Source organism: Ralstonia edaphi (genome assembly GCF_958350185.1).
Taxonomy (GTDB): Bacteria; Pseudomonadota; Gammaproteobacteria; order Burkholderiales; family Burkholderiaceae; genus Ralstonia; species Ralstonia edaphi.
Window position 1 is genome coordinate 1,012,558 of the sequence record NZ_CATWHI010000002.1, and the last position, 14,095, is coordinate 1,026,652.

Here is a 14,095-nt window from a genome sequence, read left to right on the forward strand (position 1 = left end):
GGCTACTCCCGAGGGCCGGCTACATTGGCGACGCGCGCGAGCTCTGCGTAGACGTGCCGTTTGTAGCCATCGTTGAAAGGGGCGGTGAGCGTGCTGCGGCCCATGTCGTAAGACCGCGTGTCGATCCAGCCGGGTGACACGCCCAGGGTGCGCGCAAGCACGTTGATGCGCACGGCGGTCACGTTGCTCCAGTTGGTCGCGGCGGACGCGAGCCAGTTGTAGCCGCTCACGGTGGTGCACGCGGCGCTGTTATCGATGCCTGGATTGGCGACGTAGCAATCGGGCGAACCGTTGCCGTCCATATCGACGCCATAGATGAAATGCACGTCGTCGATGCCCTGGGCGATCGAGTTGGGCGGTTGCATTGCACCGCTGGAAAACTCGACCATCTTGAGCGTCGGAATGCTGTCGCCGCCCGTGCCGCAACGGTCGCACGTGGCGAGGTAGAACGCTCGCACGCTGACCTGGCGAAGGTCGGCGAAATTGGTGCAGGTCTTGTCCTTGAGGGTGAAGTCCGTTGCGGTGGCGCTGAACACAAAGGGCGACGTGTCAGTGCTGCAGAACGAGTCCTGCAGATAGGCCTGCCCTGCCGCGACGGCACTCGCCGAGGTGACGGTGCTGGACACGCGCCGCACCACCAGGATCTCGGAGTTGGGCGACAGGTTCGGCAGGCATGGCGCCGCATTTGCACCGGGCACGTAACCGTAGATGGCCACCGGCACGGTCGCCGGGCTGTTGCTGAAGCCGAGCGCATTCGTGGCGGCGGCGCAGACATCGGGCGTAGCGATGGCAGAGGTGCCCAGCAGATTCAGGTCACCCAGAAAGCCGCCCAGTCCGACTTCCTGGCTGATGATGTCGAGCGCATAGCGGCCGTTCTCGATCTGCGTAGCGCTGTTGCCCAGCTGCACGCGCGATTGCGACGTCGATGCATACAAGCTCGCCAGCGCGGTCAGCAGCAGCAACCCCAGTGCCATGCCGACCATCAGTTCGATCAGCGACATCCCGCGCTGCAGACGCCGCGTGCGATGTGTACGAGGCATCGTCATGACAGCACCCCCATGCGCACCTGCACGCTGATGGCGCGCCGATAGGCGTCGTTACCGTAATTGCCGCTGCCGCTGCCACAGGGCAACGCCGGCGCCACGGTCTGCACCAGGCCTTGCCATGCGACGGTTACGCGATAGATCTGGTTGACCGTGTCGATGGCTTCGATACAGCCGCGCGCACCGATCATGGCGCCCAGGGCAACGGTGCCGCTGGCGGCAGTCTCCGTATTGCCGAGCAGCGCATTGTTCCAAGCCGCGAGATCGGTTGTGACGGTGGCTTGCTGTGCGGCCGTGCCGGTCGTGCAACTGGGCGCCGAGACACCGCCCGTGCCTACCGTGGTGATGGCACCGGCCACCGCGTAGCAGGACGCCACCTGGCGATTGGCATTGAGCCGCGCGGCCATGTCCTGCAACAGCGTCAGGGCCTGCACGCGCTGGTAAGACTCCATCTCGGTCTGGTTCGAGCGGACCATCATTCCGGCCGCGCCCAGCAGCGCGACCAGCAAAATCACGACCGAAATCAGGATCTCGATCAGCGTCGTGCCACGCTGCGCGCGCTTGCCGAGCCGGCGATGGGACAAACGTGCAATGGCGCTCATGAGCACGTCCCCGAAACCACGGCGACGCGGCCGCTGCCGCCCACCTGCACGCAGCTGGGCGAGACCGATTGCGACGCGCTCGTCGGCGATACCTGGAACGTGACGCCACCTGCAGTCGGCCGTCCATCGTTGCCGAAGGAGAGCGTGTTGCCGCTGCTCGCCGCAATGGTGACGCCGCTGTACGGCCCGAACGTGCGCACCACCGTGGCAGGTGTGCCCACCGTCAGCGTCCAGCCACTCGCCCAGGTGCTCGTGGTCGAAACGGTGGCGATGGCGTTCTGCTTGACCGCCTCCGCACGCGCCAACGACACGGCGGACGACAGGTCGAACGATGCGTTGCGTGTGGCCTGGGTCGCGATCATGCCCGAGAACGACGGCACCGCAATCGTGACGAGGATGGCGAGCACGGCCAGCGTGACCATCAGCTCGGTCAGCGTGAAACCTTGGGTGGGCTTGCGCAGGATATTCACGGCTCGCCTCACTTCCAGCAGTTCGAGGCGCCCGTGGACGCCGTCTTGGCACCGGTGTTCGTCAGCGTCAGCGTGCCGCACGCGCTGTCGTTCACCCGCTGCGAACCCTGCGGAGTCGCCGCCAGTTGGTAAGACGGCGGCACGCTGCTGGCGCTCAGCGTGAAGGTGTAGTTTGGCGAAACGTTGGCCGGCACGTTGCTGGCGTATTGCAACGCGGCCAGATTCGGCGCATAGGCGCGGTTGTCGAGCAGGAAGCGCTCCTGCGCGCCCGCCACCTCCTGCATGAAGGATTCCGCCGCTGCCCGATTGGAGCGGACGATGTACTGGACGTAGCTGGGATACGCAATGATCGCCAGGATGCCGACAATGGCCACTGTGATCATGAGCTCAATCAGCGTAAAACCCCGCGCCGCCCGCGCGCGCTGACACCTCGGCTTGCTTGCCACGTTTTCACCCACCCGGATTTGCTGTTGCTTTTATCGTTTTGATGCGTGCCCGCCGATGACTGGCAGCCCCGCTCACCGCTTAAACGGCAATTCTCAGCAAATATTAAGGAAAGATCATGAGGACCGGGTGGACTTCGGGGCGGCGCAAACGTTATGCGCCGCAAATTACCTCAAATGATGTAGCTCCGAAGCCACATCAAACGACGTTCAGATGCTCAGTGCCGGCAGACAGATCGGTTTGCCCGCCGCGCTTGCTGTGCAGCTTGATCTGCAGGCGCAGATCGTTGAGCGAGTCCGCGTTGCGCAGCGCATCTTCGTACGTGATCTTGTTTTGTTCGTACAACTCGAACAGCGCCTGGTCGAACGAGATCATCCCCTGCTCGCGGGATTTCTTCATGACCTCCTTCAGTTCGTGCACCTCGCCCTTGAAGATGAGGTCTTGCACCAGCGGGGTCGCCAGCATGATTTCGACGGCCGGCACGCGCCCCTTCTTGCCCTGACGCGGCAGCAGGCGCTGCGCGATCATTGCGCGCAGGTTCAGCGACAGGTCGATCAGCAGCTGCTGGCGCTTCTCTTCCGGGAAGAAGTTGATGATCCGGTCGATGGCCTGGTTCGAGCTGTTGGCGTGCAGCGTGGCGAGGCACAGGTGGCCCGTTTCCGCGTACTGGATCGCGTATTCCATCGTGTCGCGATCCCGGATTTCGCCGATCAGGATCACGTCCGGCGCCTGGCGCAGCGTGTTCTTCAGCGCCACGTGCCACGACTCGGTATCCACACCCACCTCGCGCTGCGTCACCACGCAGTTCTGGTGCGCATGCACGTATTCCACCGGGTCTTCAATGGTGATGATGTGGCCGTACGAATTCGCATTGCGATAGCCCACCATCGCCGCGAGCGAGGTCGACTTGCCCGAGCCCGTGGCGCCCACGACGATCACGAGGCCGCGCTTGCTCATCACAATCTCGTTGAGGATCGGCGGCAGGTCCAGCTCGCCCAGCGTCGGGATCTTCGTATTGATGGTCCGCAGCACCATGCCGGCACGGCCCTGCTGCATGAACGCCGACACGCGGAAACGCCCGGCACCCGGCGCCGTGATGGCGAAGTTGCATTCCGAGCTGTCTTCGTACTCGCGCAGCTGCTTCTCGTTCATGATCGACTTGACCAGACCGAGGGCCTGCTGGGCATTCAGCGGCTGCTGGGAGATCGGCGTGACCTTGCCGTCCACTTTGATCGCGGGCGGAAATTCTGCCGTGATGAACAAGTCCGAGCCACGGCTGTTCACCATCAACTGCAAGAGTTCGTGGATGTATTTGGTGGCGGCTTCGCGGTCCAGCATGGCGTGCCCCTCCTGGAAAGAATTGGAAAGCGCGCTGACGTATCGGTCAGCGCATCAGTTGGCGCATCAGCTGACGAACGCGTCGGGGTTCTTGGCGATGGCGCGCGCGTCTGCGTAGTTGATCGCCGAGCGCTTGATCAGCTCCGACAGGCACTGGTCGAGCGTCTGCATGCCCATGCCGCTGCTGGTCTGCATCATCGAGTACATCTGCGAGATCTTGTTCTCGCGGATCAAGTGACGGATGGCCGGCGTGGCAATCATGATTTCGTGCGCCGCAATCCGGCCCGAACCGTCGCGCGTCTTGAGCAGCGTCTGCGAGATCACCGCCTCCAGCGATTCGGAAAGCATGGTCCGGACCATCTCCTTTTCGTCGGACGGAAACACGTCGACGACCCGGTCGATGGTCTTGGCTGCGGAGCTGGTGTGCAGCGTGCCGAACACCAAGTGGCCGGTTTCTGCAGCGGTCAGCGCCAGGCGAATGGTTTCAAGGTCACGCAATTCGCCGACGAGCACCACGTCGGGATCTTCACGCAGTGCCGACTTCAACGCATTGGCGAACGAGTGCGTATGGGGCCCGAGTTCACGCTGGTTGATCAGGCTCTTCTTCGATTCGTGCACGAATTCGATCGGGTCCTCCACCGTGAGGATGTGGCCCATGTCGTTTTCGTTGCGGTGGTTGACCATCGCGGCCAGGGTGGTCGACTTGCCCGAGCCGGTCGGGCCCGTGACGAGCACCAGGCCGCGCGGTTTCATCGCCAGGTCGGCAAACACGGCCGGCGCCTTGAGGTCATCCAGCGAGAGCACCTTCGAAGGAATCGTCCGGAACACCGCCGAAGCGCCGCGGTTCTGGTTGAACGCGTTGACCCGGAAACGCGAGAGGCCGGGGATCTCGAACGAGAAGTCGACTTCCAGGTTTTCTTCGTAGACCTTGCGCTGCCCGTCGCTCATGATGTCGTACACCATGGAGTGCACGTCCTGATGCGTGAGCGGAGGCACGTTGATCCGGCGCATGTCGCCGTGGATCCGGATCATCGGCGGCAGTCCGGCCGACAGGTGCAAGTCCGACGCCTTGTTCTTGGCGGAAAACGCCAAAAGCTGCGCGATGTCCATCTTATAATGACCCCCGACTTTTTTATGTCGCCCGGGCGTCGCAAAGGCGCCTCCAGACGCGCTCCGAGCCGTTGTTTTGACGTGCCGGAACCTTGTTTATTTGTAACAAACGTCGCCGGATTATGTCTGTAATCGCCGCCAACTTGCAAGCCGTGCGTCAACGGATCACAACGGCCTGCACACTGGCTTCGCGCGATGCTGCGGGTGTCACATTGCTGGCAGTTTCCAAGACGTTCGACGCCGATGCGGTGCGCGCCGCGCATGCCGCCGGGCAACGCCTCTTCGGCGAAAACTACGTGCAGGAAGGCATCGCCAAGATCGACGCGCTGGCCGACCTGCGCACGGGCCCCGATCCCATCCATTGGCACTTCATCGGCCCCCTGCAGAGCAACAAGACGCGCGCCGTGGCCGAACAATTCGACTGGGTGCACAGCGTCGATCGCCTGAAGATCGCCGAGCGCCTGTCGGCCCAGCGTCCGGACACCTTGCCGCCGCTGCAGGTCTGTCTCGAGGTCAACATCAGCCGCCAGGCCAGCAAACATGGCCTGTTGCCCGATTTCGATGACGTGCTTGCCGTGGCACAAGCCGTCTCGTCCCTGCCCCGCCTGCAGCTGCGCGGCCTGATGGCCGTGCCCGAACCGAGCGATGACCCCGTGGCGCAGCGCAAGCCGTTTGCTGATCTGCGTGCCCTGGCCGCTCAACTGCGCGAGGCCGGCATCCCGCTTGATACCTTGTCGATGGGCATGTCCGCCGACCTGGAAGATGCGATTGCCGAAGGCGCCACGATTGTGCGCGTCGGCAGCGCCATCTTCGGCGCGCGGCATTACGCCAACGCCTGAATTCCTGTTTTCTTTCACACCACCACTCTCATGCTCGACACTCTGAAACTCGGCTTCATCGGCGGCGGCAACATGGCGGCGGCCCTCATCGGCGGCCTGATCGCCAAGGGCGCGCACGGCGGCAACATCGTGGTGGTAGACCCGACCGAACCCGCCCGCAGCCGCGCCGAGCAGACCTGGGGCGCCCGCACAGCCGCTGCTCCGGGCGCAGAACTGGCTGACCGCGACGTGATCGTCCTGGCGGTCAAGCCGCAGCAGATGCGCGAGGTCTGTGCGCAACTGGCACCGCATCTGCGCGACAGCCTGGTGCTGTCGGTGGCGGCGGGCATCCGGATCCAGGATCTGTCGCGCTGGCTGAATGGCCACGCGCGTGTGGTTCGGGCGATGCCGAATACGCCTGCGCTCTCCGGTCTGGGTATGACGGGCCTGGCCGCCAACGCTGGCTTGTCCGACGCCGACCGAGCGACCGCCAGCGCCATCGCCAATGCCGTCGGCAAGAGCGTTTGGGTGCCCGCCGAAGCGCAGATTGATGCGGTGACCGCCATCTCGGGCAGCGGCCCTGCCTACGTGTTCTATTTCATCGAAGCGATGCAGCAGGCGGCGCAGGAGCTGGGTCTTTCGGCGGAGGATGGGCGCACGTTGGCGGTCGAGACGTTTATCGGCGCGGCCACGCTGGCGGGCCAATCGACTGAGCCGGTTGAGGTGTTGCGCGAGCGTGTGACTTCCAAAGGTGGGACGACCTATGCGGCGCTGACTTCAATGGAAGGGGCCGATATCAAGGCTGCTTTTGTGCGGGCGATGCATGCTGCGGCGGCTCGGGGGAAGGAGATGGGGGAGGAGTTTGGGAGGGATTGAAGCCTTGGTGGTCCATCCCTTTTTCGTTCCCTGCCGGGACCGACTTACTTTTCTTTGTCTTGCCAAAGAAAAGTAAGCAAAAGAAAGGCGCGCCCGAGATGGCGACCCATCCCTTGAATTTGTGTGACCGTGCGGGGAACGAGGCAAACTCGCTGCGCTCAGACAGCCTCCTTCCTTGATCCGCCCGCTCACAAAAATTCAAGGCGCCATCAAGGGCTCAACGTCAAAAGAAAAAGGCCAACCCATCGTGCGGTTGGCCTTTGTCGTTTGGGCTGGCGCCGCGGAGGTTTGGCTGTTGTCCTTTGACTTGCCCTGCCCTATGCGGCGCCTTGAATTTCTGTTGCAAGGAGGAAAAAGGAAGGGAAACTGTCTGAGCGAAGCGAGTTTTTCCCTTCCCCTCCTTGCGACATAAATTCAAGGAGTCTTTCGCCGCATCGGGCGCGCCTTTCTTTGCTTACTTTCTTTGGCAAGACAAAGAAAGTGAGTCGCCCCCGGCAGGGGGTGAAACAAGGGATGCACCACCAAGCCCTTAGCGCAGCAAATACCCCGCAACCACTCCAGCAAACAAACAAGCCCCCAACCAATTGTTATGCCGGAAAACAAAAAAACACTTCATCCGATCCCGCGTCTGCAGCATCGGGTAATACCAAAGCGACAACGCCACGGCGGCGGCAAATCCAATCCAGTACGCCACGCCTAGCGCCATCACATGGCCAGCCCAGGCCATGATCCCGAAGAAGCCGACGTAGCACAGCATGATCGCCGCGACGTCGTAGCGTCCGAACGTAATGGCCGACGTTTTGATGCCGATGAGCAAATCGTCATCGCGGTCGACCATCGCATACGCGGTGTCGTAGGCAACGGCCCAGAACACATTGCCGGCCAGCATCAGCCACGCCAGCATCGGCGCCTGATCCTGCACCGCCGCGTACGCCATCGGAATCCCGAACCCGAACGCAATGCCGAGGTACGCCTGCGGAATCGCGAAGAACCGCTTGAAGAACGGATACGTGCCGGCAATCACGATGGCGGCCACCGACATCCACTTCGTCAGCGCGTTGAGCGGCAGGATCAGTGCGAAGGCGATGAGCGACAGGACCGCCGCAACCGCCAGCGCCTCCCACGGGGCGATCAGGCCCGCGGTGATCGGCCGCTCCTTGGTGCGTTTGACGTGCTTGTCGAAGTCGCGATCGGCCCAGTCGTTGACCGCGCAGCCGGCCGAGCGCATCAGGAACGTGCCGACCGTGAAAATCACCACCAGCGACAGCGGCGGATGGCCGTCAGCCGCCATCCACAGCGCCCACAGCGTCGGCCACAGCAGCAGCAGCGTGCCGATCGGTTTGTCCATCCGCATCAGGCGCGCATAGAGCACGAGGCGGCTGGGTTGGGCAGCGGAGGATTGCATGGAAATCACCAAAGAAAAATGGCGCCTGCACGAGGCAAGGCGCCATTTTAGTCCCGCCGAAAGCAGCTTAGGCGGCGGCCAGATCGAAGCGGTCGAGATTCATCACCTTGACCCACGCGGCCACGAACTCGCTGATGAAGCGCTCCTTACCGTCGGCACTGCCGAACACCTCGGCCAGCGCACGCAGGATCGAATTGGAGCCGAACACCAGATCGACGCGCGTGCCGGTCCACTTGCGCTCGCCCGTCTTGCGGTCATAGCCCTCGTAGATGTCGCCGGCAGGCTTCCACTCGGTGTTCATGTCGAGCAGGTTGACGAAGAAGTCGTTCGTCAGCGCGCCGGGCCTGCTGGTAAAGACGCCGTGCTGGCTGCCATCTGCGTTGATGTTGATGGCGCGCAGGCCACCGATCAGCACGGTCAGCTCCGGCGCCGTCAGCGTCAGCAGTTGAGCCTTGTCCAGGAGCAGCACTTCGGCCGGCACCGCAAACTGCGTCTTCTGGTAATTGCGGAAGCCGTCGGCCACGGGCTCGAGCACCGAGAAGGACGCGGCATCGGTCTGCTCGGCCGTCGCATCGACGCGGCCCGGCGTGAACGGCACGGTGATCGTCGTGCCGGCTGCCTTGGCAGCCAGCTCGATACCGACGCTGCCTGCCAGCACAATCACATCCGCCAGCGAAGCCTTGCCCGAGGCGCGTTGAATTTCCTCCAGCTTGGCCAGCGTGCCGGCCACCGGCTGGTTGACCGCCCAATCGTTCTGCGGCGCCAGGCGAATGCGCGCGCCGTTGGCGCCGCCGCGCTTGTCGGACCCGCGGAAGGTCGAGGCAGACGCCCACGCCACGGCAACCAGTTCGGATGCCGACAGGCCAGAAGCGGCAATCTTTGCCTTGAGGTCGGCGATATCGGCTTCGGTCGGCTTGTGCGTGGCCGCCGGCAGCGGGTCTTGCCAGATCAGGTCTTCACGCGGCACTTCGGGGCCGAGGTAACGCGACTTCGGGCCGAGGTCACGGTGCGTGAGCTTGAACCACGCACGGGCAAAGGCTTCGGCAAACGCCTGCGGGTTGTCCAGGAAGCGGCGCGAAATCTTTTCGTATGCCGGATCGAAACGCAGCGACAGGTCGGTCGTCAGCATCGTCGGCTTACGCTTGGGCGAGTCGGGCGTCGGGCCCGGAATGATCGCCTCGGCGTCTTTGGCGACCCATTGCAGCGCGCCGGCGGGGCTCTTTTCCTGCACCCATTCGTACTTGAACAGGTTCTCGAAGAAGTAGTTGCTCCATTGCGCGGGCGTCTGCGTCCAGGTGACTTCAAGCCCGCTGGTGATCGCATCCGCGCCCTTGCCGGTGCCAAAGGTACTGGCCCAGCCCAGGCCTTGCGCTTCCAGCGGCGCGGCTTCGACATCGGCGCCAACGTGGCTTGCCGCACCGGCACCGTGGGTCTTGCCGAAGGTGTGACCACCGGCGATCAGCGCGACGGTTTCTTCGTCGTCCATCGCCATGCGGGCGAAGGTTTCGCGGATGTCCTTGGCAGCAGCCAGCGGATCGCCATGGGCGTGTTCCGGGCCTTCCGGGTTCACGTAGATCAGGCCCATCTGTACGGCGGCGAGCGGGTTCGCGAGGTTGCGTTCGCCCGAATAGCGCGTGGCTTCCAGCCACTTGGTCTCGTTGCCCCAATAGACGTCGTTGTCCGGTTCCCACGTGTCTTCACGGCCCGCGGCAAAGCCGAACGTGCGGAAGCCCATGGTTTCAAGCGCAACGTTGCCGGTCAGGATCAGCAGGTCGGCCCAGGAGATGGCCTGGCCGTATTTCTGCTTGATCGGCCACAGCAGGCGGCGCGACTTGTCGATGTTGACGTTGTCAGGCCAGGAGTTAAGGGGGGCAAAACGTTGCTGGCCACGCCCGGCACCGCCACGGCCATCGCCGGTGCGGTATGTGCCGGCGGCGTGCCATGCCATGCGGATGAACTGCGGGCCGTAGTGGCCGAAGTCTGCCGGCCACCAGTCTTGCGAATCCGTCATCAGACGGCGCAGATCGGCCTTGAGCGCGTCGTAGTCGATCGCATTGAACGACTTGCGGTAGTTGAAGCTCGACCCGAGCGGATCGGACTTTTCGGAATGCTGGTTCAGCAGATCAACGCGCAGTTGATTGGGCCACCAGTCCTTGTTGGACGTACCGCCACCGAAGGCGTGGGAAGCAGCGGGAGCATGGCCGGAAAACGGGCATTTAGCTTCAGTCGTCATGATTCTCTCGTTTAGGTCATGGGGTTGATGCCGCCCCACCCGCAACGCAACGGGCTCGCGGGAGGGGCGCAATTCGCTGCTGTCGAAACGCCTGTCGCAAACGTGGCGAACGGCCGTCAAGCCAGCCTTAAGCCAGGAGCGATCGCAGCATCCACGCGGTCTTTTCGTGAATGTCCATACGTTGCGTCAGCAGATCGGCGGTCGGTTCGTCGGCGGCCTTGTCGACGTCGGGGAACAGGCTGCGGGCGGTGCGCGTCACGGCTTCGTGGCCGGCCACCAGCTCACGCACCATGTCCATCGCCTCGGGAATGCCCTTCGATTCCGGAATCGACGACAGCTTGGCGAACTCCGAATACGAGCCCGGTGCCGGATAGCCCAGGGCGCGGATGCGTTCGGCCACGGGGTCAACGGCATTCCACAGTTCGTTGTACTGCGTCTCGAACATCAGATGCAGCGTGTTGAACATCGGGCCGGTGACGTTCCAGTGGAAGTAATGCGTCTTCAGATAGAGCGAGTAGGTATCGGCCAGCAGGCGCGACAGGCCGTCGGCGATCTTCTTGCGGTCCTTGTCAGCAATGCCGATGTTGATCTGGGCTGCGGCAGGCGCGCCGTTGTTCTTCTTTGCCATCTAGATTCCCCTATGAAGTGGTGTGCAAAAACGCGATGCCGTTCCGCTCATTCAGCGTCGGGCCACGCGTGGTTCGAGCCTTCTTTCGGTTGCCGTTCGCACAGCAAGTTCCGATCGTCGCATCGTCCTGTGACGAAACGCAGAACGGATGACAACCGAAGATCAGGCCGATCATCAGACCATGAGCTGCACCATACCGTGCAGGAGCACGATCATAGCGCCGGCTGTCACGATGGTTAGACCGATCTGCTTGCGCACCCACTTCCGTTGCAGGCGGGCGGATTCTGCGACACGCGCAACGCGGCCGCCGGCTGCACTACCTGGCATGCCCGACAGCATCGGGACCTCTGCCTGCGAGGCGCGCACCGTGCCCGCAAATCCCTGCCACTCCGAAACGAACATCCGCACCATTGCCATGTTTTCTTCTCCTTGCGACCCTGCGCCTTCCTGATGCCCACACCATTCGCGCGAGCGACTTCGTGCATCCGTCAGGTCAGTGCGATTCACCATAGGCAGCCAGCCATTCCAGCACGGTCGCAACGGTGTTCGAGGCAAGCGACAAGGACATGACGGGCTCCACGGTGATCGGCAGTGAGCGATGCGCTCACCATGGAACACAGTCTACCTTTACGCTATTGAATCGTATATTTGATTGTTTTTATCTATCAATTAGACGTGCGCTATGGCCGTCATGGGGTGACGGCCTGCTCAGAGTTCGGGGATCAGTGAATCAGCGGCGTGGGCGGCAACAGCTTGATGCCGGGCAGGTCGCATTGCGCGACCGCCTTGGCCACCGCTTCGATCGCGGCGATGCGGGTGAAACTCTTGCGCCAGGCCAGCACAACGCGGCGGTCGGGCACCGGCTCCTGAAATGGCACGTACGTCAGCAGATCATTGGCGGCGGGCTGCATGTTCGGCACCGACGTACGCGGCAGCACGGTAATGCCCACGCCGCTGGCCACCATATGCCGGATCGTTTCCAGCGACGAACCCTCGAAGGTTTTCTGGATGCCGTCTGCGTTCTGCGAGAAGCGCGACAGCTCCGGGCACACGCCCAGCACGTGGTCGCGGAAGCAATGGCCGTTGCCGAGCAGCAGCATGGTCTGCTGCTTGAGCGCCTCCGGGTCTACCGACGACGCCTTCGCCAGCTCGTGGCCGCGCGGCACCGCCACGACAAAGGGTTCGTCGTACAGCGGCACCGTCATCAGGCCGGCTTCGGGAAACGGCTCGGCCATGATGGCGCAGTCGATCTCGCCCTGCTTGAGCAGCTCCACCAGCCGCACAGTGAAGTTCTCCTGCAGCATCAGCGGCATCTGCGGGACGGTGTCGATCATCTGCTTGACCAGCGCGGGCAGCAAGTACGGGCCGATCGTATAAATCACCCCGAGCCGCAGCGGCCCGGCCAGCGGGTCCATCCCCTGCTTGGCGATCTCGCGGATCGCCATCGTCTGCTCGAGCACGCGCTGCGCCTGCGTGACGATCTGCTCGCCGACGGGCGTGACGCTCACTTCCGACGCGCCGCGCTCGAAGATCTGCACGGCCAGTTCGTCTTCCAGCTTCTTGATGGCGACCGACAGCGTCGGTTGCGAGACGAAGCAGGCCTCGGCGGCACGCCCAAAGTGGCGTTCCCGCGCGACGGCGACGATGTATTTGAGTTCGGTGAGCGTCATGGCGATCAATCGGCTTGGGGATATCGATAGATTTTACCAAGGGACGTGCGATGTTGCTTGCGCTTTGAACGGGTGCCCGGCATTGACAACGCTGCCAGTCACCCCATCTTCCGTGGACACGTCTCACCAAGACCCAAAGGAGCCGCCCCAGCATGCGTGACGAACCTAACGGCAGCCGATCCCTGCCCCGCGGCAGGCGCCGCTTTCTGACGACGGTCGTGGCGCTGATGGCAGCGCTGCATCTCTACATCGGATGGCGGCTGCTGCCGGATCTGGGCTGGAATGGCGCGGGCTGGGCTGCGAGCATCATCTTCCTGCTCGTATCGACGGTGATGATTCCCACCGGGATGGCGGCGCGCTTCGTGATCCGGCCCATCTCGCTGGCGGATCGCGTGACGTGGTTCGGGGCGTTGCTGATGGGCCTGTTCTCATCGCTGCTGGTGCTGACGCTGCTGCGCGACATCGCGCTGATCGTGCTTCCACACGCCTATCGCCACGATTCGGCCCTGCTTGTCGTCGGCCTCACCGTGCTGGTGACCGTGATCGGCTATATCAACGCGCGCCGCATTCCGCGCGTGGCGCGGGTGACGGTGCCCATCGCAGGCCTGCCGGCGGCGCTGCACGGTTTCACCATCGCGCAGATCACCGATCTGCACGTCGGGCCGACCATCAAACGCGCCTATGTGGCTGGCGTGGTCGAACGGCTCAATGCATTGCAGCCCGATGTGATTGCCGTGACGGGCGACCTGGTGGACGGCGAGGTGGAGGTGCTGCGTCCACACATCGCGCCGCTTGCCGGCATGTCGGCAAGGCACGGCGTTTTTGCGGTGACCGGCAATCACGAGTACTACTCCGGCGTCGGACCCTGGGTGTCGGAGTTCGAGCGGCTCGGCATGCGGGTCTTGATGAACGAGCATGCGGTGCTGGAACACGACGGCGCGCCGCTGGTGATTGCGGGCGTGACCGATTTCAGCGCAGGCAAGTTCGACGCTGCGCACACGAGCGATCCGGCCCGGGCGCTGGCCGGGTCGCCGCCTGGGGTGACCCCGACCGTCCTGCTCGCGCATCAACCACGCACCGCTCCCGCCGCTGCGGAGGCCGGCTTCGACCTGCAGCTTTCTGGGCACACGCATGGCGGCCAGTTCTGGCCGTGGAGCCTCTTTGTCCCGCTGCAGCAGCCTTTTACGGCGGGATTGCACAGGCTGGGACGCCTGTGGATCTACACCAGCCGCGGCACCGGATATTGGGGCCCGCCCAAGCGATTCGGTGCGCCGTCGGAAATCACGCTGCTGCGTCTGGAGCCGGCCGTCGGCTAAACCTGAGAACTGATATCCGACGAAGAAAACGTTCAGTTGACGGAGGTCCCCGCACTGATGGACCAGGCCGATCGTGCGATGTATACCGCCAAGCGCTTACGCAAGCAGGCTCGGCTAGCGGACTAAAAAGCCGTGCGCCGCC

At 63.4% G+C, this 14,095-nt stretch carries 14 protein-coding genes; 3 read left to right on the top strand and 11 right to left on the bottom strand.

Translation table 11 applies throughout. From position 1 onward, the window contains the following. Window positions 1-2: 2 nt before the first annotated feature. The 6 genes from R2669_RS09920 to R2669_RS09945 form a co-directional block, all read right to left on the bottom strand. Window positions 3-1,046: a PilW family protein gene (locus tag R2669_RS09920; RefSeq protein WP_316899883.1), complete on the bottom strand. Its 1,044-nt coding sequence runs from the start codon at window positions 1,044-1,046 to the stop codon at window positions 3-5. After that, window positions 1,043-1,645 (bottom strand): type IV pilus modification PilV family protein, encoded by a 603-nt coding sequence (locus R2669_RS09925; protein ID WP_316899885.1) that lies wholly within the window; start codon window positions 1,643-1,645, stop codon window positions 1,043-1,045. Before R2669_RS09925 ends, R2669_RS09920 begins: the two co-directional genes overlap by 4 nt. Continuing rightward, the gene (locus R2669_RS09930; protein WP_430708782.1) at window positions 1,642-2,115 is read right to left on the bottom strand and encodes a GspH/FimT family pseudopilin; all 474 of its coding nucleotides are present in this window, start codon (window positions 2,113-2,115) and stop codon (window positions 1,642-1,644) included. The genes R2669_RS09925 and R2669_RS09930 overlap by 4 nt, the downstream gene beginning before the upstream one ends. A gap of 8 nt (window positions 2,116-2,123) precedes the next feature. Further along, window positions 2,124-2,561 carry a type IV pilin protein gene (locus R2669_RS09935; RefSeq protein ID WP_316890012.1) on the bottom strand — a complete coding sequence of 146 codons (438 nt, stop codon included), beginning with the start codon at window positions 2,559-2,561 and terminating at the stop codon, window positions 2,124-2,126. Window positions 2,562-2,757: 196 nt separating this feature from the next. Then, a complete protein-coding gene (locus R2669_RS09940; protein ID WP_012762832.1) occupies window positions 2,758-3,897 on the bottom strand; it encodes a PilT/PilU family type 4a pilus ATPase in 1,140 nt (379 codons plus the stop codon). Window positions 3,898-3,963: 66 nt separating this feature from the next. Continuing rightward, on the bottom strand, window positions 3,964-5,007 hold the full coding sequence (locus R2669_RS09945) for a type IV pilus twitching motility protein PilT (RefSeq protein WP_004631600.1): 1,044 nt from the start codon (window positions 5,005-5,007) through the stop codon (window positions 3,964-3,966). A gap of 122 nt (window positions 5,008-5,129) precedes the next feature. On the opposite strand from R2669_RS09945, the gene R2669_RS09950 reads away from it, so the two are divergent. Continuing rightward, window positions 5,130-5,846: a YggS family pyridoxal phosphate-dependent enzyme gene (locus R2669_RS09950; RefSeq protein WP_147214284.1), complete on the top strand. Its 717-nt coding sequence runs from the start codon at window positions 5,130-5,132 to the stop codon at window positions 5,844-5,846. A 30-nt stretch (window positions 5,847-5,876) separates the two neighbouring features. Next, window positions 5,877-6,701, top strand: a complete 825-nt coding sequence (gene proC, locus R2669_RS09955; RefSeq protein WP_147214285.1) for a pyrroline-5-carboxylate reductase — start codon at window positions 5,877-5,879, stop codon at window positions 6,699-6,701. Window positions 6,702-7,230: 529 nt separating this feature from the next. On the opposite strand, the gene ubiA is transcribed toward proC, so the two are convergent. The 5 genes from ubiA to R2669_RS09980 form a co-directional block, all read right to left on the bottom strand. Further along, entirely contained in the window at window positions 7,231-8,106 is an 876-nt protein-coding gene (gene ubiA / locus R2669_RS09960; RefSeq protein ID WP_316899886.1) for a 4-hydroxybenzoate octaprenyltransferase, read from the bottom strand. Between the two features lie 67 nt (window positions 8,107-8,173). Continuing rightward, window positions 8,174-10,339, bottom strand: a complete 2,166-nt coding sequence (katG, locus tag R2669_RS09965; protein ID WP_316872828.1) for a catalase/peroxidase HPI — start codon at window positions 10,337-10,339, stop codon at window positions 8,174-8,176. A 127-nt stretch (window positions 10,340-10,466) separates the two neighbouring features. Continuing rightward, the gene (locus tag R2669_RS09970; protein ID WP_316872827.1) at window positions 10,467-10,967 is read right to left on the bottom strand and encodes a Dps family protein; all 501 of its coding nucleotides are present in this window, start codon (window positions 10,965-10,967) and stop codon (window positions 10,467-10,469) included. A gap of 174 nt (window positions 10,968-11,141) precedes the next feature. After that, window positions 11,142-11,384 (bottom strand): hypothetical protein, encoded by a 243-nt coding sequence (locus R2669_RS09975; RefSeq protein WP_147216074.1) that lies wholly within the window; start codon window positions 11,382-11,384, stop codon window positions 11,142-11,144. A gap of 305 nt (window positions 11,385-11,689) precedes the next feature. Continuing rightward, window positions 11,690-12,637: a LysR substrate-binding domain-containing protein gene (locus tag R2669_RS09980; RefSeq protein ID WP_027680578.1), complete on the bottom strand. Its 948-nt coding sequence runs from the start codon at window positions 12,635-12,637 to the stop codon at window positions 11,690-11,692. 152 nt (window positions 12,638-12,789) lie between these two features. Here R2669_RS09980 and R2669_RS09985 point away from each other — a divergent pair, with 152 nt between their 5' ends. Next, window positions 12,790-13,953 carry a metallophosphoesterase gene (locus R2669_RS09985; protein ID WP_316899889.1) on the top strand — a complete coding sequence of 388 codons (1,164 nt, stop codon included), beginning with the start codon at window positions 12,790-12,792 and terminating at the stop codon, window positions 13,951-13,953. Window positions 13,954-14,095: the final 142 nt, after the last annotated feature.